The sequence below is a fragment of the Streptomyces sp. NPDC059166 genome, from assembly GCF_042755185.1.
Classification (GTDB): domain Bacteria; phylum Actinomycetota; class Actinomycetes; order Streptomycetales; family Streptomycetaceae; genus Streptomyces.
Window position 1 is genome coordinate 1 of record NZ_JBHZCI010000021.1, and the last position, 17,584, is coordinate 17,584.

A 17,584-nucleotide genomic window follows, 5' to 3' on the forward strand; every position below is an offset into this window, starting at 1 on the left:
CCCACTCTTTCCGCCTGTGGTGGTGGGCGCCCCGGGGGGGGGGCCCCCCCGGGGGGTGGTTTGCGGTGGGGGGGTGTGCGCGGGGGGGGGGGGCGGCCCCGGGGCCCGCCCCCACGGGCGGGTCGTCCTACAGGTGCGTCGGCTCGAACATCCTCAGCAGCGCCGGGAGCACCACCACCGAGGGGCCGGGGGAGGCGAGCGCCTTGCCGAGGTCGGCGGCCAGGGAATCGGGCGTCGTACGGACGGCGGGGACGCCGAAGGACTCGGCGAGCGCGACGAAGTCCGGGCGGGACAGCTCGGTCGCGGTGGCCTCGCCGAAGGCGTCCGTCATGTACTCGCGCAGGATGCCGTAGCCGCCGTCGTCGACGATCAGCCAGGTCACCGGCAGGTCGTACTGGCGCGCGGTGGCGAGCTCGGCGATCGAGTACATCGCGCCGCCGTCGCCGGAGACCGCGAGCACGGGCCTGGTGCGGTCGGCGGAGGCCGCCCCGATCGCGGCCGGGAAGCCGTAGCCGAGGCCGCCGGCGCCCTGTGCCGAGTGCATGGTGTTGGGGTGGCGGGCGTCGAAGGCGGACCAGGCCCAGTAGGCCAGGATCGTCATGTCCCAGAAGCTGGGCGAGGTGTCGGGCAGCGCCTCGCGTACGGAGGCCAGCACCTGCTGCTCCAGGGTGAGGTCCTGGGCGGCGATGCGGTCGCGGACCTTGCCCAGCAGGGTGCTGACCTGCTCGGCGGCCTGCGGGTCCTCGCGGCGCTCGACGGTCTCCAGCAGGTCGGCGAGTGCCTCGCGGGCGTCGGAGTGGATGCCGAGCGCGGGGTGGTTGGACTCAAGCTTCCCGGCGTCGGCCTCGATCTGGATCACCCGGCCGCGCGGGGCGAAGGTGTGGTAGTTCGAGGAGAGCTCGCCGAGTCCGGAGCCGACGACCAGCAGGACGTCCGCGGACTCCAGGAAGTCCGTGGTGTAGCGGTCCTCCAGCCAGGACTGGAGCGAGAGCGGGTGCTCCCAGGGGAAGGCGCCCTTGCCGCCGAAGGTGGTGACGACGGGGGCGTCGAGCTTCTCGGCGAGGGCCAGCAGCTTTCCGGCCGCGTCGGAGCGTACGACTCCGCCGCCCGCGATGATCGCCGGGCGTTCGGCCTTCGAGAGGAGGTGAGCGGCCGCGACGGTCAGCTCGGGGCGCGGGTACAGCTCGCGCGGGGTGGCGTCGAGGGCGCTGACGACGGGCAGGGTGGTCTCGGCGAGCAGCACGTCCTGGGGGATCTCGACCCAGACCGGCCCGTGCGGGGCGGTCAGCGCGGACTCCCAGGCGGCGGCGATCGCGGAGGGGATCTGCGAGGCGGTGCGCACGGTGTGCACGGACTTCACGATGTCCCGGAAGGACGCCTTCTGGTCGCGCAGCTCGTGCAGGTAGCCGTGGCGTCCGCCGCCGAGCCCTGCGGTGGGGATCTGGCTGGAGACCGCCAGCACGGGGGCGGAGGCGGCGGCCGCTTCCTGGAGCGCGGCCAGCGAGGTCAGTGCGCCGGGGCCGGTGGAGAGCAGCAGCGGGGCCACCTCGCCGGTGATCCGCCCGTAGGCGTCGGCGGCGAAGCCCGCGTTGTTCTCGACGCGCAGCCCGACGTAGGAGAGGGAGGAGCGGCGCAGCGCGTCGAACATGCCGAGCGCGTGCTGGCCGGGCAGTCCGAAGACGGTGGTGGCGCCGAGGCCCTGGAGGGTCTCGACGACGAGGTCGCCGCCGTTGCGTCCGGGCGGAGGGTTCAGCGCGGCCTCCGCCTGGGCGGCGGTGAGCTGAGGCCGGTCGTCGTGGTCGTGGCTCACTTGGTGCGGCCTTCCGCGATCTGGCGGGACATGATCGTCGTCAGCTCGTACGCGGTGTGCGAGGCGGCGACGGAGGTGATCTCCGCGTGATCGTACGCCGGGGCGACCTCGACGAGGTCCGCCGAGACGAGGTGGCAGGAGGAGAGTCCGCGCAGGATCTCCAGGAGCTCGCGCGAGGTGAGGCCGCCTGCCTCGGGGGTGCCGGTGCCGGGGGCGTGCGCCGGGTCGAGGACGTCGATGTCGATGGAGATGTACAGCGGCCGGTCGCCGATGCGCTGACGCAGCTGGTCGGCGATCTCGTCGACGCCGCGCCGCATGACGTCGGCGGAGGTGACGATGCCGAAGCCCATCTTGGCGTCGTCGGTGAGGTCCTGCTTGCCGTAGAGCGGCCCGCGGGTGCCGACGTGGGACAGCGCCTCGGTGTCGAGGATGCCTTCCTCGACGGCGCGGCGGAACGGGGTGCCGTGGGTGTACTCGGCGCCGAAGTAGGTGTCCCAGGTGTCCAGGTGGGCGTCGAAGTGGAGCAGGGCGACCGGGCCGTGCTTCTTGGCGACCGAGCGCAGCAGCGGCAGCGCGATGGTGTGGTCGCCGCCCAGGGTCATCATGCGGGCGCCGGTGGCCAGGAGGTCGTCGGCGGCGGCCTCGACGGTCTCGACGGCCTCGTTGATGTTGAACGGGTTCGCGGCGATGTCACCGGCGTCGGCGACCTGGGCGAGGGCGAAGGGTGAGGCGTCCTGCGCCGGGTTGTAGGGGCGCAGGAGCCGGGAGGCCTCGCGGATGGCGTTGCCGCCGAAGCGGGCGCCGGGGCGGTAGGAGACACCGGTGTCGAAGGGCACACCGACGACGGCGACGTCGGCGGTGCCGACCTCGTCGAGGCGGGGCAGCCGGGCGAACGTGGCGGGCCCGGCGTAGCGCGGGACGCGGGAGGAGTCGATGGGGCCGCGCGGCGCTTCGTTGCTGCTCATGGGTGCGGGTGCCTTTCGTTCAGCCATGCACGCCGGGTGGGCGTTCATACGTTGATCAGTCTGTCAGGAGCCGCCTGGTGGCCCGGGTCGGCCGAGTGACCACGAGGCGGCGCGGGTGCCGGGGTCAGGCGGTGACCGGGGTCAGGCGGTGACCGGGTCCGGGGTGGCCGGGTCCTCGGTTCCGCGTCCGGCCAGCCGCTCGCGCCAGGCGCTCAGCACGGCCGGGTCGGTCGGCTTCGTGGCCAGTGAGACGACGACGTACGTCGCGAGCGAGGCGAGCAGACCGTAGTAGATGGGCTCGTTGGCGAGGATCCCGTACCCCGCCATCAGCCCGATGACGGCGACGCCGCCGACGGCCACGGAGGCCAGGGCTCCGGCGGCCGTGCCCCGGCGCCACAGCAGCCCGCCGAGGATCGGCACCAGCAGGCAGCCGACCAGCAGGTTGTAGGCGACGGTCAGGGCCTCGACGACGTCGTTGAGCGCGATGGAGATCACGATCGTGGCGGCGCCCATCACCAGGATGAAGGCCCGGTTGCCCTTGACCTCGTCCCGCTCGGCCTCGCCGTGCCCGTCCTTCGCGACGACGCCCCGCAGCCGCGACCAGATGTCGTTGTTGGCGACGGTGGCGCAGGCGATCAGCGCGCCGGACGAGGTGGACATCACCGCGGCGAGCGCGGCGGCGAGCACCAGCCCGCGCACCCCGACCGGGAGCTCGTCCTTGACGATCGTGGCGAAGGCCGCGTCCGCGCTGGGCAGCTTCGGGTACATCACCTTGGCGGCGGTGCCGATGACGGCGCCGGCGATCGCGTAGACCAGGCAGTAGGTGCCGGCGACGGTGCCGCCCCAGCGGGCCGTGCTGTCGCTGCGGGCGGTGAACACCCGCTGCCAGATGTCCTGGCCGATGAGCATGCCGAAGGTGTAGATCAGGACGTAGGTGAAGATCGTCTCGCCGCCGATGCCCAGCGGGTCGAAGTACTCGGTGGGCAGCTTCGCCTTCATCTCGCTGAAGCCGCCGGCCTTGACCACGGCGATCGGCAGGAGCAGGAGCAGGACGCCGATCGTCTTGACGACGAACTGCACCATGTCGGTGATCGTGATCGACCACATGCCGCCGAGCGTCGAGTACGCGACGACGATCGCGCCGCCGAGGATGATCGCGACGGTCCGGTTCACGTCGAAGAGCACGTCGAAGATGGTCGCGTAGGCGATCGTCGAGGTGACCGCGAGCATCAGGGTGTAGGCCCACATGACGACACCCGAGATGACTCCGGCCCTGCCGCCGTAGCGCAGGTCGAGCATCTCGGAGACGGTGTACACCTTCAGCCGCGCGATGCGCGCGGAGAAGAAGACGGAGAGCGCGAGCAGCCCGAGGCCGATCGTGAAGACCATCCACGCGCCGGAGAGCCCGTACTGGTAACCGAGGCCCACGCCACCGATCGTCGAGGCACCGCCGAGGACGATCGCGGCCATGGTGCCGGAGTACATCCAGGGGCCGAGCCGCCTGCCGGCGACCAGGAACTCGCTCTTGGACTTGGCGCGGCGCATGCCCCACCAGCCCATGGCGAGCATGCCGGCCAGGTAGACCACGATCACCGCGTAGTCGACAGCCATGGGCTTTCCTCCGTCTCGTTTCTGCTCAGGGGTCGGGGGTGTCCTGAAGACGGTAGGTGGCCTGAAGCCGACGCTGAAGTGTACGTTTTCTCCATCCTCACCCCGACGAATGGATGGATCGTCCATGCCCGACTCCCCTGCCGGGCCGCCCACCCCGCCGGTCTCCCTGGCCGAACTGCTGGGCAGCCAGGAGCTCGGGCTTCGGCTGCTGGCCGGCCCCGGTCAGGCGGAACTGCTCTGGGTCCACACCTCGGAGATGGCCGACCCGTACCCCTATCTCCTCGGCGGGGAGCTGCTGCTGACGGCCGGCGTCCAGCTCAGCGACGCGGACACCTACGTCGCCCGGCTCGTCGAGGCGGGTGCCTCGGCACTGGGCTTCGGGGTGACCCCGGTGTACGACACCGTGCCCGACACCCTGGTGGAGGCGTGCGAACGGCACGGCCTGCCGCTGGTCGAGGTGCCGCCGGAGACCCGGTTCACCGCGATCGCCCGGGCGGTCTGGCGGCTGATGGCGGAGGCCCGCCACCGCGAGCTGCGCCGGGTGACCCGGGCGCAGCAGGCGCTGGCCACGGCGGCGGCCCGCCCCGACCCGGTGCAGGCGGTACTGCGTCAGCTCGCCGTGCACCTGGAGGGGCGGGTCGCGCTGCTCACCGCGGACGGCGGGGTGCTCCACGCGGCGGGCGGCCGCACCGCCCCGGACGTGCAGACCGCCCTGGCCAGGCTGGCGCGGGTGGTGGTCCCGGCGCCCACGCAAACCGGCGCGGTGGCCGGGACGCCCGGCGGCCGCAAGCCCAGCCCGTCCTCGGCCGCCGAGTCCCGGGACGGCGTCCACCTCTTCGCGTACGCCCTGGGCGGCGGGCAGGGGCTGGCCCTCGCCCTGGCGACACCCCGGCGCGACGCGGGCGACCACACCGTCGCCGGGATCGCCGTGGTGCTGCTCTCCCTCCTCACCGCCCCTCACCAGGGCGCGGACGCCGCGGGCCGCTCGGCGGCGCTCGTACGGCTGCTGCTCGGCGCCGCACCGGGGGAGGTGGCTCCGCTGCTGGGCGACGAGGACTCCTGGACGGTGGTGCACGCCCGCCGCGCCGACGGCACCCCGGCGGACCGGCTGACCGCCGGCGCACTGGCGGCCGCCCTGGGCTCGGCCCTGTCCGACGCCGACCGGGAGACCGTACGGATCCTGCTCCACGGCCCTCGTGCGGTGCCCCCGCAGTCCGGCTGGAGCATCGGGGTCTCGGAACCGGCCGCCGTCACCGCCCTGCCCGACGCCGACGCGCAGGCGGCGCGCGCGCTGGGGCACGCCGAGGCCACCCGTGTCCCGGTGAGCACGCACCGCCCGGGACTCGGCGGGCTGGCCGGCCTCGTGGCCCCCGACCGCGCCGAGGCGCACGCCCGCGCCCTGCTCGCTCCGCTCACCGTTCCCCTGGCCGAGACCCTGCGCTGCTGGCTCGGCCTCCACGGCAGCTGGGACCGTACGGCCGTGGCGCTCAGGATCCACCGCAACACGGTCCGCCAGCGCATCGCCCGGTGCGCGGCGCTGCTCGACATGGACCTCGACGACATGGACGTGCGGACCGAGCTGTGGTTCGCCCTGCGGAGCCGCATGTAACCCGATCCGGGATGCGCCCCTCCCGTCCGGCCCCCTCTCACCTCCCTCCCGACCTTCCGCCCCTCGCTCATCCGTGCGAGGGGCGGAAATGTATCCGCCGTGTATGCCCGGCCCCTTGAATCGCCGCGTCACCCGACGACGGGTCGTCCGACGACAAGGGGAGCACCATGCACAGGAATGTCCGCCGTGCCCTGACCGGCCTGAGCGCGTTCGCCGCCGCCATGGTCATCGGCCCGGTCGCGGTCGCCGCGCCGATCGTGGGCGCCTCGGAGGCCGCCGTGGCCGCGCGGCCCGCCTTCAAGATGCCGTTCGACTGCGACCAGGTGTGGACCGGCAGCAACTGGGACGGCCACAGTCCCGCCCACTCGATCGACTGGAACCACTACGACGCCAACGGCACCCCGGACGACCTGGGCCGCCGGGTGTTCGCCAGCGCGGGCGGCACCGTCCTGGAGTCCTACTACTCGACGGGGGCGGGCTACGGAAACACCATAGTCATCGGCCACGGTGGCGGCTGGCAGACCCGGTACGCCCACCTCCAGACCCGCGAGGTGCAGGCCGGTGACACGGTGAACGTGGGTCAGCTGATCGGCAAGGTCGGAGCCACCTCCGCCCTCTACGACCTCTCCCCCCACCTGCACTACGAGCAGAAGCTCAACGGTTCGGTCGTCGTCGCCGTCGTCCAGGGAGTGACGTGGAGCGACTTCACCAAGCGCACCCAGAAGAGCAACAACAGATGCTGACCCGTGCCCGGTCCACCACCGGACCGGGACGGCGTTGAACACGGGTGCGGGTGCGACGGCGGTCGCACCCGCACCCGTGTGTCGCACCGGCTCAGCGCAACGCGCGTAGCTTCGCGTCCATCAGCCCCGCCTCATCGGGTACGTCGAGCCGCCGCCAGGTCGCCAGCGAGCGGTGGAAGTAGTGCCGGGCCGTCTGCGTACGCCCCGTCGCGTCGTGCAGCTCCCCCAGCAGACCGGCCACCCGCGCCTGCGCCCGGCGGTCGCCCAGCTGCTGCTGCACCGCCAGCGCGCCCACCAGCAGCGCCGACGCCTCGCCGGACTCGCCCTGCCGCAGGCACAGTTCGGCGATGCTCTGCTGCACGTACGCCGCGCAGTGCAGATCGGCGAGCTCGTCGAAGATGCCGAGCGCGTGCTCCAGTTCACCGCGCGCCGCCTGCGGCTCACCCCGCAGCTCGTGCAGCACGGCGACCCTGCGTCGTACCTGCGCCTCCCGGTGCCGGTCGCCGACGACCAGGGACAGCTCCAGGGCGCCTCGTAACCAGTCGGCCGCGACCTCCGGGTCCTCCCGCTCCAGCCACACGGAGGCGATCGCGTTCCGCGCCACCGCCTCGCCGTGCGGGTCGCCTGTGGCCGCGAAGTGCCGCAGGGCGACGGTGAACATCTCCAGCGCGGTACCGAGTTCACCCACCACCCGGTGCACCGAGCCGGCCCCCACCGCCGCGACCGCCTCCCCCGTCCGGTGGCCGAGCTCCGCGAAGAGGGCGCGGGACCGGTCGAAGGAGGCGAGCGCGTCCTCGTAGCGGTCCTGGTAGAGGTGGAGCTGACCGAGGTTGCGCAGCAGGGCGGCCGCCCCGGATCCGTCGTGGGACGGCATGGCGTCGAGGACGAGCCGGTGGGTGCGCAGCCAGTCCCCGTAGTAGCCGCGCATGTCGAAGAAGCCGGCCAGTTCGACGGTGAGCGCCGCGGCCAGGTCGGTCCTGCCCAGGCGCACCGCCGCGTCCACGGCGGCCACCAGGTTGCGGTGCTCGCTCTCGAACCAGTCCACCGGCCGCTCCCGCACCAGGGCGGCCACCGCGGCCGGCGGACGTCCACCCTGGCCGCCGGGGTCACCCAGCACGCCCAGGAAGCGGGTGGGCATCGCCGCGTTGGCGGTACGGGCCAGAGCCGTCAACGCCTCGATGACCGCGAGGCGGCGCCGCATCCGGGTCTCCTGGTGGTCGGTCAGGGCGAGTTCGCGGGCGTAGGACCGCAGCAGGTCGTGCATCCGGTAGCGGTTCAGGCCGAGATCGTCCCTGCCCACCACCTCCACCAGATGCTCGTCGAGCAGGGTCTCCAGCCCTCCGGCCGCCTCCTCGCCCGCCTGGCCGCCGCTGCCGGTGGCCACCGCGACGAGCCAGCCGGGGACGGCGTCGTCGGGCAGATCCCCGAAGCTCCGGAAGGCGAGGGCCGCGGGCTCCGGGAGATGGCGGTAGCTGAGTTCGGCGCCCGCGCGTACCTCCAGCTCACCGGAGCGGACCGCCCCGAGCCTCCCGCGTTCGTCACGCAGCGAGTCCGCCAGGGTGGAGACGCTCCACCCCGGACGGTTGACCAGCCGGGCGGCGGCGATCCGCACCGCCAGCGGAAGCGATCCGCACTCGGCGAGGACCCGGTCGGCGTCCGCGCCCTCCCGGAGCAGCCGCTCCGCGCCGACGATCGCCCCGAACAGCGCACGGGCGTCGTCATGCCGCATCAGCCCCAACGGGCAGGCGTACGAGGGCAGTCCGGGCATCCGCCGCCGCGAGGTGACCAGCACGGCCGAGCCGCCGGTACCCGGCAGCAGAGGGCGCACCTGGGTGTCCCCCACCGCGTCGTCCAGCACGATCAGACAGCGCCGCTGCGCGAGCCGGGAGCGGAACATCGCGGCCCGCTCACCGGGTTCGCCGGGTATCGCGCTGTCGATGACGCCCAGACCACGCAGCAACTCGGCCAGCACCTCGGCCGGTTCACGCGGGCAGTCACTCGTCCCTGCGAGGTCGGCGAAGAGCTGCCCGTCGGGGAACGCCGTACGCACCCGGTGGGCGACGTGCACCGCCAGGGTCGACTTCCCGGCGCCCGGCGGTCCGGAGACGGCGGCCACCACGGGGTGCCGTCCGGCGGTGGACAGCAGCGCCTCCAGGTCCGCGACCTCGACCGCACGCCCCGTGAAGTCCGGTATGTCCATGGGTAGTTGGCACACCGGTGCCGGGGCCGCGGACCGACGGTGGCCGGCATACCCGTTGACCTCGGCGCCGACGGCCCGCAGCGGCGCACTCGGCTCCACCCCGAGCTCGGCGGCTATCACCCTCTCCGCCTCCGCGTACGCCGAACGCGCCTCGGCGCTCCTGCCGGAGTCCCGCAGCGCGTGCACCAGCATCCGCCACAGGTCCTCCCGCAGCGGGCTCTCGGCGAGCCGGGAGCGCAGCCCGGAGACCAGATGGGCGTAGTCACCCAGCCGGAGCCGGACCTCCAGGCACTCGTCGGCCGCCAGGGACCGCAACTCCTCGATCCTTGCGACGGCCGGGTCCCACACCACGCTGGACCGCACGTCCTGGAGCACCCCGCCGCGCCACAGCCCGAGGGCCGCCTCGTAGGCGCGCACCGCCCCGGCGTCGTCCGCGCCGTCGCGCGCGGCACGGGCCTGGGCGAGCCGCCGCTCGAAGAGCAGCGAGTCCAGTTCGCCCGGTGCGACGTCCAGCGCGTACCCGCCGGGCTCGGTGCGCAGCCCGGCGACCGCAGCCGGTGGCAGCAGTTGCCGCAGGGTGCGCACATGGGTCCGTACGTTGGCGACGGCGGAGCGTGGTGCACCGCCGGGCCAGAGCACCTCCGTCAGCAGGTCGACCGAGACGAAACCGTTCGGCTGGAGCAGCAGCGTCGCCAGTACGGCACGGGGCTTGGCCCCTCCGACCCGTACGGCCGCTCCGTCCGCCTTCACCCGCAGCGGCCCCAGGACCCCGAACACCGGCTCCCCCACAGCGACCCTCCGCGACTTCTCATGACTCCGCGAACACTCGGCAACTGCGTTGCAGCGTAACGATGTCCGAGTCCCGTGAAGCGGAAACCGATCCACCGCCACCGCCCGTTCACGGAAGCGTCCGGCAGGGCCTCGCCGGCGTACGAGGCGCACCGTTATTCGGAGGCGACGGCGAACGTCCCCTGTGAGGATCGGAGCCGCCCCACCACCAGCCCACCCCGAAGGACGTGCACCATGGCCCGCCGCGCCGTCACCCTCATCCGCTCCGCCACCCTGTCCGACGTCGCCGACTACGCCTACGCCGCGACCGCCCCCGCCGAGGCCCGGCTGATCTTCCTCGCCGGGTCCTGCCCGCTCGACGAGGACGGTGCGACGGTGGCGGTCGGCGACTACGCCGGCCAGGCGGCCAAGGCCCTGGAGAACCTGCGCACCGCCCTGGCCGACGCGGGAGCGGACCTGGAGGACGTCATCAGCACCCGGGTGCTCGTCGCCTCCACCCGCCAGGCCGACCTGGTGACCGCCTGGGACGTGATCCGCGCCGGCTTCGGCGACCACGACGTGCCCAGCACCCTGCTGGGGGTCACCGTCCTCGGCTACCACGACCAGCTGGTGGAGATCGAAGCCGTCGCGGCCGTACTGGACTCCTGACCGGGGTCGCCCGGCCCGCGCGCCGTCCGGGGAGTCCTGCCGAGGCCGGCGACACCACGAGGCTGATCACGGCGGGCGTCCATGCCACACGTGCAGCACCGGCAGGTGGTGCGGAGTCGGTTGCCTCACGTGCGGAGTCGGTTGACTCAGGTGCGGACGTCCTTGACGGTGAGCTGACTGAGCCTTTCCCGCCCTGGCCGGTCAGTAGTGGTCGCGGGCCTGGATGATTTCCAGGCCGCCGGAGTCGGTGACGCGGTAGACCAGTCGGTGTTCCTGCGTGATGCGACGGGACCACCAGCCGGACAGGTTCCCCTTCAGCGGCTCGGGCTTGCCCCTGCCTTCGAAAGGGGTCCGTTTGATCTCCTTGATGAGGTCATTGACCCGGCGGAGCGTTTTGCGGTCGGTGTCAGCCCAGTGGGTGTAGTCCTCCCACCCGTCGTCCGAGAACGACGTCTTCACACGTCCTCCGTGTCGATCAGGTCTCGCACGGTGCCGCGTCCGGCGTCCATCTGCTCGATGGAGCGCATGAGGCGGGCTGCATTGCGGGGGGAACGCATCAGGTACATCGTCTCCTCCCAGGCGTTGTAGTCCTCCTCGGACATGATCACGACGGTGCCCGCCTTCGACGTGACACGCTCCGGCGCATGATCCTCGGTGACGCGACGGATCAGACCGAAGAAGTCCTTCCGCGCTTCACTTGCGTTGATGGTCATGAGTTCCTCCCACGCATATCACTAACGTACTGAAAACGGTACCACAAGCGTACGCTATTTGGTACGGTCAGCCGCCCCGGGCCGTTCAGGGCTTCTCGCTGGTTCAGGAGCGTGACTCCGCCGCACACCCCCCGGCCCGATGCGACCAGGCCGCGCGCGAGCTGCGCCCGATATGCCCCTTCCTCCAGCATGTGCAACCAGGGGTTGACCGATCCCAGATGCGCACCTAGGTTTCTCGCAACCCACTGGTACATCGATTAACCACCCTGGTTAACGTCCTGGTTGGAGACATCCCGCTGTGCGCTCACCGTTGAGTCGGCGCGGTTTCCTTGCTGCTGGTTCCGGCTTGGCCGCCGCTACCGCGCTGCCCGCAATGTCCGGCTGCTCCACCCTCGCCTCGGCCGATTCCGACCCCGGCACGCTCGTCGTCCACACCCAGCTCGGCACCACCGCGCCCGGCTCGCCCACCTACACGGCCGCCGTGAAGGAGTTCGAGAAGGAGAACCCGGGCCTCCGGGTGAAGAACCTGGTCAACGGCGACGACCTCCCGCAGGTGTACGAGACCTCGCGGCTGGCCCGCAAGGAGCCGGACGTCGTCATGGTCAACCTGTACGACAAGACGCTGGCCTGGACCGATGTCGGCGCGACCGTCGACGTCAAGGGCTATCTCGACGACTGGGGGCTCAGGGACCGCGTCCTGCCCCAGGCGCTGAAGGAGTGGACCGACGACAAGGGCAGGCTACGGGCCTTCCCGTACTTCGCCACCAACTGGCCGGTCGCCTTCAACACGCATCTGCTGGACCGTGCCGGTGTCGGCTCCGTCCCCACCACCGGGGACCAGCTGATCGGGGCGGCGCGGAAGCTGCGGGCCAAGGGCATCGCGCCGGTCACCGTCGGCGGGAACGACTGGACCGGGCAGAAGCTGCTGGCCCAGATCATCCAGACCTTCCTCACCCAGGACGAGGCCCGGCAGGTCTACACGACCGGCGACTTCAGCGGCAGCCGCGGCGCCCGCGAGGGCATCGACTACTTCGTGTCGCTGCGGGACGCCGGGGTCTTCGCCGACAAGGCGCAGGGCCTGACCTCCGACACGATGACCACGCAGTACAACACCGAGCAGGCGGCCGTGCAGTCGGCGATGTCCTCCGCGCTGGCCAAGGTGCCGGCGAGGACCGCCGGGCACACCGAGGTCGGTGGCTGGCCGCTCGCACCGGGCGCGTCGCACGGGAAGCCGACCATCCTGCGCTCCTACACCCTGGTCGCCTTCTGGATCAGCCCCAACGGGGTCCGGAAGCTGGAGCAGGTGGAGAAGTTCATCCGCTTCATGTACCGGCCGGAGACCGTGTCCCGCTTCATCACCGAGAGCGGACGTGACATGGCTCTGGTGACCGACACCGTCAGCAAGGACTTCCCGCTGGTGGCCGACGCCCAGCGGCTCGGCGACTCGGTCGGCCAGGTGCTGCTGCCCGACCTGTACGTCCCGCCGACCGCGACCCAGCCGCTGATCACCGCGACCAGCACCGCCTTCACCCGGGGCAAGAGCGCCGCAGCCGTGCGCTCGGCCCTGGAATCCGCCTACCGCACGGCCTGATCCGCGCGCCCGAGCCTTAGCGAGTACTTCAATGACGATGCTCTCGTCCGCCCAGGGCGGCGCCTCGGTCCGTGGGCCGGCCCGTCCCCCGCTGCCCGGACGCGGCGAGGCGGACACGACCGCCACCACCAGGCGCCGCACGCAGGGCGGGACGATCCTCGCCCTGCCCGCGCTGGCCTGGTACCTGATCTTCATGGTCGGCCCGCTGGTCGCCATCTTCGTGATCGCCCTGCTGCGCTGGCCCGGCATGCTCCAGCCGGTCTCCTTCGCCGGAACCTCCAACATCAGCGCGGTCCTCGGCGACCCGGTCTTCTGGGACGCGGTGCGCAACACCGCCGTACAGCTCGCGGTGGCCCTGCCGCTGATGATCACCGGCGCGTACATGCTCGGCTACTACGTCGCGCAGAAGCCGCCCGGACACCGCGTCCTGCGCTATCTGCTGTTCATCCCGGGACTGATCTCCACCCCCGCGAAGGCGATGGTGTTCTACGCGGTCCTCTCGCCGGACGGCCTCCTCAACGGCGCCCTGGACAAGGTGGGTCTGGGGTCGCTGACCGACGCCTGGCTCGCCTCCCCTTCCACCGCGCTGGCCTCGCTGATCGTCCTGGACGTGTGGAGCGGTATCGGTTTCACCGCCGTGCTGTTCGCCGCCCGGCTCGGGAGCGTGCCGGACGAGATCGGTGAGGCGGCACAGCTCGACGGCGCCGGGCACTGGCGGACGATGTGGCGCATCCACTTCCCCGTCATCCGGGACTTCGTGGGCGTGACGACGATGCTGCAGTTCCTCTGGACCCTGTTCGGCTCCGCCCAGAACGTACTGCTGCTGACCCAGGGCGGCCCGGGGAGCTCGTCGACGACGCTCTCCTTCCTCGTCTACCAGAAGGCCTTCATCGCGGCCGACCTCGGCTACAGCCAGACGGTGGGCGTGGTGCTCTTCCTGGTCGGTCTCGTCGGCCTGCTCACCATCCGCCGCGTCTTCCGCCAGAACTACTGATCGGAACGGTTCCATGAAATTCGGAAGGTCCTGGCTGCCGGCGCACATCCTCGCCTGGCTGTACATGGTGCTGCTGGTCGTCCCGCTGTACTACCTGCTGGTCTCCGCGTTCAAGACGAACGACCAGATATTCGGGAGCCCGTTCTCCCTGCCCACCTCGCTCTCCGCGCACAACTTCACCGAGTCGTTCTCCTCGGCGCACCTCGGTCCGGCGATCCTCAACTCGATGCTGGTGACGGCGCTCGCGCTGCTGCTCACCCTGGTGCTGGCGATACCCGCGGCCTTCGCGATCGCCCGCGCCGAGGGCCGGATGGGGGCCTTCGTCGAGCGGGTCTTCTCCCTGGGCTTCCTGATCCCCACCTTCGCCGCGCTCTTCCCCACCTTCCTGCTGGCCGCGGCGACCGGGCTGTTCCACACCCGGGCTTTCATGGTGCTGTTCCTGCCGGCGACCGCGATGCCGCTGTCCGTGGTGATCCTGGTGCAGTTCATGCGGACGATCCCGCGGGAGATGGAGGAGGCCGCCCGGATGGACGGCGCGTCCACCTTCGCGGTGCTGCGGCACGTCTACACCCCGATGTGCATGCCCGGCATCGCGACGATCCTGCTGCTGAACTTCCTGACCTTCTGGAACGAGTACCTCTACTCCCTCGTCATCGTCGGCCCCGACCCGGACGTGCGGACCGTGCAGGTCGCGCTGCCCACGCTGAAGTCCCTGACGGGGACGGACTACGGCATCCTTACGGCGGGCACGGTGCTGACCCTGGTCCCGGTCTGGGTGGTCTACACCGTGCTCCAGAAGCGGATGCAGCAGGCCCTCGTCAGCGGAGCGGTGAAAATGTGACCCAGTCCCAGGAAACACGTGCGGCGGTTCGCCCCACCATCAAGGCCGTAGCGGCGGCGGCCGGTGTGTCCACGGCGGCCGTGTCCCAGGCCGTCAACGGCACGGGCCGGATCTCGGAGGCGACCCGGCGCCGGGTGCTGGAGGCGGCTGCCGAGCTGGGCTGGTCGCCCAGCGCCTCCGCGACGGCGCTGCGCCGGGCCCGTACCCGCACGATCGCGCTGGTCGTCCGGCGGCCCACCGATGTGCTGGGCTCCGACCCGCACTTCAGCGAGCTGATCACCGGTCTGGAGGGCGAACTCGCCCCGCGCGGCTACGGTCTGCTGCTCCACCTGGTCGCCGGCATGGAGCAGGAGAGCGCGCTGTACGAGCGGCTGGTTGCCGAGGGGCGGATAGACGGCGCGGTGCTGACCGACGCACGCGCCGACGACCCGCGCCCCGCCCTGCTGCGGGGTCTGGGGCTGCCGGCGGTGCTGCTGGGCGCTCCCGACGCCGCGTCCCCGGTGCCCCGGGTGGGGCTCGGCCGGCAGGACGCCGGTGTACGGGAGGCCGTCGCGCATCTGCTGGAGCTCGGCCACCGGCGTATCGCCTATGTGGCGGGCCCGGCGGAACTGCTGCACACCCGGCTGCGGCTGAGCGCGTTCGAGGACGCGCTGGCCGGGGCGGGGCTCGTCCCCGCGGCCGTACGGCACAGCGACTTCACCGAGCGGGCGGCCGTCGAGGTCACCGAGGAGCTGCTCGCCCTGCCGGACCGGCCGACCGCGCTCGTCTTCCCCAACGACTCGATGGCGGTGTGCGGCATCGGCACCGCGCAGCGCGCCGGACTGCGGGTGCCGGACGACCTGTCGGTGGTCGGCTACGACAACCTGCCGCTCGGCCGATGGCTGCACCCCCGGCTCACCACCGTCGACCAGCAGGTGCAGCAGGTAGGCGCGGCAGCCGCCCGCGTCCTGCTCGCCGGGTGCGGGGAGGACGTTCCCCCGCCCGCGCTCGACGGACGCCCCCGGCTCGTCGAGCGGGAGTCCACCGGGCCCGCGCCCTGCCCGCCGCCCTGATCCACCCGTACCACGCAGCACACCCCCGCACCGCGAAGAGGAACCCGGAAACACCATGCGACGCCACAGCGCCCAGCTCACCCACGACTCCGCCGTACTCCCGTGGCTCGGGACCAACTTCTGGTCCCGTACCGGTGGTCCGCTGATGTGGCGGAACTACGAGCCGAAGACGGTGCGGGAGGAACTGGCGGTGCTCCGGGAGCACGGTCTGAACATGACCCGCTCGTTCTTCTACTGGCCGGACTTCCACCCAGAGCCGGGCAGGATCGACGAGGAGCTCTGCGACCGTTTCCGGGACTTCCTCGACGCCCACCGCGAGCTGGGCATGGGCACGGTCCCCACCTTCATCGTCGGCCACATGTCGGGCGAGAACTGGGACCCGGTCTGGCGTGGTGACCGCGACCTGTACGAGGACGTGTGGCTGGTCGGCCGGCAGGCGTGGTTCGTCTCGCAGATGACCCGCCGCTTCAAGGACCACCCGGCCGTCACCGGCTGGCTGATCACCAACGAGATGCCGGGCTACGGCCGGATCTACCAGGTGGACCCGCCCTCCAGCGATGTCGTCACCGCCTGGGCCCAGTTCATGTGCGACGCCGTGCGCGCCGCGGGCGGCACCCAGCCGGTGTCGCTCGGCGACGGTGCCTGGGGCATCGAGGTGACCGGCCGGGACAACGGCTTCTCGCTGCGGGAGACCGCCGAGTACGTCGACTTCGTCGGCCCGCACGTCTACCGCTCCGACACCGACCGGCCGCGCCAGCACTACCGGGCGGCGTTCGAGTGCGAGCTGGCCTCCGTCACCGGGCAGCCCGTCGTCCTGGAGGAGTTCGGGCTCTCCACGGACACGGTGTCGGCGGCGAACGCCGGGATCTACTACCGCCAGACGCTGCACAACTCGCTGCTGGGCGGGGCGACGGGCTGGATGGCGTGGAACAACACGGACTACGACGACCTGTGGGAGCAGTCGCCGTACGACCACCACCCCTTCGAGATGCACTTCGGGATCACGGACAGCGCCGGCCGCCCGAAGGAGCCGCTGCGTGAGCTGGCCGCCTTCGCGAAGGTGCTGGAGCAGGTCGACTTCGCGCGCTGCCGCCGCTCCGACGCGGACGCGGCGCTCGTGGTGCCGGCCTTCCTGGAGCGGGGCTACCCGTACAGCAGGCCGGCCGACCGCCCGCTGATCTTCACCTCGTTGCACCAGGGGTACGTGGCCGCGCGCGGCGCGGACCTGCCGGTGGCGTTCGCCCGCGAGGCGGACGGGCTGCCCGGCGACGCCTCGCTGTATCTGCTGCCGTCGACCCGGCAGCTGACCACCCGTACCCGCCGTGACCTGGAGCGCCGGGCGCGGGAGGGTGCCACGGTCTACCTGTCGTTCTGCTCGGGCGAGTACCCGACGACCCGCGGCCCCTGGTTCCATGACCTGGACGGGCTGTTCGGGGTGGAGCTCCAGCTGTCGTACGGGGTGGCGGAGCCGATCGAGGACGACGTCCTGGAGATGACGTTCACCGAGGACTTCGGCTCGATCGCGGCGGGCGAGGTGCTGACCTTCCCCGTCGCGGGCAACGAGGACAGCCGGGCCTACCTGCCGGTCGTCCCGGACGGGGCCCGGGTCGTGGCGACCGACGCGCACGGCCGTCCGGCGCTGCTGCGGTACGAGACCGGCGCGGGACGGACGGTCCTGGCCACCTACCCGCTGGAGCACATGGCCGCCCGTACGGCCCGGGCCAACCCGGAGCAGACCCACCGGCTGTACGCGGCGCTCGCCGAACTGGCCGGGGCGGCGCGACCGGTGACGGTGGACACCCCGCACGTCGCCGCCGACTCCCTGGTCCGCGAGGACGGCGCCCGCTTCGTGTGGCTGGTGAGCCAGTCTGACGAGGAGCTGACCGTACGCCCGGCGGTGGACGGCGAACTGCGTGAGCTGTCCGGCGGGGCCCCGGTGCGGGACGTGACGCTTTCCCCGTACGGGGTGCGCGTCCTCGAACTGCGCTGACCGCGCCCGCCCGTCCCGCCCTCCGTCC

Annotated in this window: 14 protein-coding genes; 8 read left to right on the forward strand and 6 right to left on the reverse strand. The window is 72.0% G+C overall.

Annotated elements, in window-relative coordinates:
* Positions 1 to 127 precede the first annotated feature (127 nt).
* The 3 genes from ACFXOA_RS17445 to ACFXOA_RS17455 form a co-directional block, all read right to left on the reverse strand.
* Positions 128 to 1,810 (reverse strand): thiamine pyrophosphate-binding protein, encoded by a 1,683-nt coding sequence (locus tag ACFXOA_RS17445; RefSeq protein ID WP_385028505.1) that lies wholly within the window; start codon positions 1,808 to 1,810, stop codon positions 128 to 130.
* On the reverse strand, positions 1,807 to 2,775 hold the full coding sequence (gene speB, locus ACFXOA_RS17450) for an agmatinase (RefSeq protein ID WP_385028508.1): 969 nt from the start codon (positions 2,773 to 2,775) through the stop codon (positions 1,807 to 1,809). The genes ACFXOA_RS17445 and speB overlap by 4 nt, the downstream gene beginning before the upstream one ends.
* 141 nt (positions 2,776 to 2,916) lie before the next feature.
* Complete coding sequence (locus ACFXOA_RS17455) at positions 2,917 to 4,386, reverse strand: sodium:solute symporter (RefSeq protein ID WP_385028511.1); 1,470 nt, start codon at positions 4,384 to 4,386, stop codon at positions 2,917 to 2,919.
* A 124-nt stretch (positions 4,387 to 4,510) separates the two neighbouring features.
* On the opposite strand from ACFXOA_RS17455, the gene ACFXOA_RS17460 reads away from it, so the two are divergent.
* Both ACFXOA_RS17460 and ACFXOA_RS17465 read left to right on the forward strand, forming a co-directional pair.
* Positions 4,511 to 5,995: a PucR family transcriptional regulator ligand-binding domain-containing protein gene (locus tag ACFXOA_RS17460; protein WP_385028514.1), complete on the forward strand. Its 1,485-nt coding sequence runs from the start codon at positions 4,511 to 4,513 to the stop codon at positions 5,993 to 5,995.
* 167 nt (positions 5,996 to 6,162) lie between these two features.
* A complete protein-coding gene (locus ACFXOA_RS17465; RefSeq protein WP_385028517.1) occupies positions 6,163 to 6,738 on the forward strand; it encodes a M23 family metallopeptidase in 576 nt (191 codons plus the stop codon).
* Between the two features lie 91 nt (positions 6,739 to 6,829).
* On the opposite strand, the gene ACFXOA_RS17470 is transcribed toward ACFXOA_RS17465, so the two are convergent.
* Positions 6,830 to 9,727: a BTAD domain-containing putative transcriptional regulator gene (locus ACFXOA_RS17470; RefSeq protein ID WP_385028520.1), complete on the reverse strand. Its 2,898-nt coding sequence runs from the start codon at positions 9,725 to 9,727 to the stop codon at positions 6,830 to 6,832.
* 234 nt (positions 9,728 to 9,961) lie between these two features.
* Between ACFXOA_RS17470 and ACFXOA_RS17475 the strand changes: the two genes are divergently transcribed.
* Entirely contained in the window at positions 9,962 to 10,375 is a 414-nt protein-coding gene (locus ACFXOA_RS17475; protein WP_385028523.1) for a RidA family protein, read from the forward strand.
* A 201-nt stretch (positions 10,376 to 10,576) separates the two neighbouring features.
* Here ACFXOA_RS17475 and ACFXOA_RS17480 read toward each other — a convergent pair whose 3' ends face one another.
* Together ACFXOA_RS17480 and ACFXOA_RS17485 are read right to left on the reverse strand one after the other, a co-directional pair.
* The gene (locus tag ACFXOA_RS17480) at positions 10,577 to 10,834 is read right to left on the reverse strand and encodes a Txe/YoeB family addiction module toxin (RefSeq protein ID WP_365686838.1); all 258 of its coding nucleotides are present in this window, start codon (positions 10,832 to 10,834) and stop codon (positions 10,577 to 10,579) included.
* Complete coding sequence (locus ACFXOA_RS17485) at positions 10,831 to 11,088, reverse strand: type II toxin-antitoxin system prevent-host-death family antitoxin (protein ID WP_365089311.1); 258 nt, start codon at positions 11,086 to 11,088, stop codon at positions 10,831 to 10,833. Before ACFXOA_RS17485 ends, ACFXOA_RS17480 begins: the two co-directional genes overlap by 4 nt.
* Before the next feature lie 298 nt (positions 11,089 to 11,386).
* Here ACFXOA_RS17485 and ACFXOA_RS17490 point away from each other — a divergent pair, with 298 nt between their 5' ends.
* Genes ACFXOA_RS17490 through ACFXOA_RS17510 form a run of 5 tightly spaced genes read left to right on the forward strand, consistent with a single transcriptional unit; the run spans position 11,387 to position 17,556 of the window.
* Entirely contained in the window at positions 11,387 to 12,679 is a 1,293-nt protein-coding gene (locus tag ACFXOA_RS17490) for an ABC transporter substrate-binding protein (RefSeq protein ID WP_385028528.1), read from the forward strand.
* 31 nt (positions 12,680 to 12,710) lie between these two features.
* A complete protein-coding gene (locus ACFXOA_RS17495; protein ID WP_385028531.1) occupies positions 12,711 to 13,673 on the forward strand; it encodes a carbohydrate ABC transporter permease in 963 nt (320 codons plus the stop codon).
* 13 nt (positions 13,674 to 13,686) lie between these two features.
* Complete coding sequence (locus ACFXOA_RS17500) at positions 13,687 to 14,514, forward strand: carbohydrate ABC transporter permease (protein ID WP_385028534.1); 828 nt, start codon at positions 13,687 to 13,689, stop codon at positions 14,512 to 14,514.
* The gene (locus ACFXOA_RS17505; protein WP_385028537.1) at positions 14,511 to 15,566 is read left to right on the forward strand and encodes a LacI family DNA-binding transcriptional regulator; all 1,056 of its coding nucleotides are present in this window, start codon (positions 14,511 to 14,513) and stop codon (positions 15,564 to 15,566) included. Before ACFXOA_RS17500 ends, ACFXOA_RS17505 begins: the two co-directional genes overlap by 4 nt.
* A 55-nt stretch (positions 15,567 to 15,621) precedes the next feature.
* Positions 15,622 to 17,556 (forward strand): cellulase family glycosylhydrolase, encoded by a 1,935-nt coding sequence (locus tag ACFXOA_RS17510; RefSeq protein WP_385028540.1) that lies wholly within the window; start codon positions 15,622 to 15,624, stop codon positions 17,554 to 17,556.
* The last annotated feature ends 28 nt before the right edge of the window (positions 17,557 to 17,584 follow it).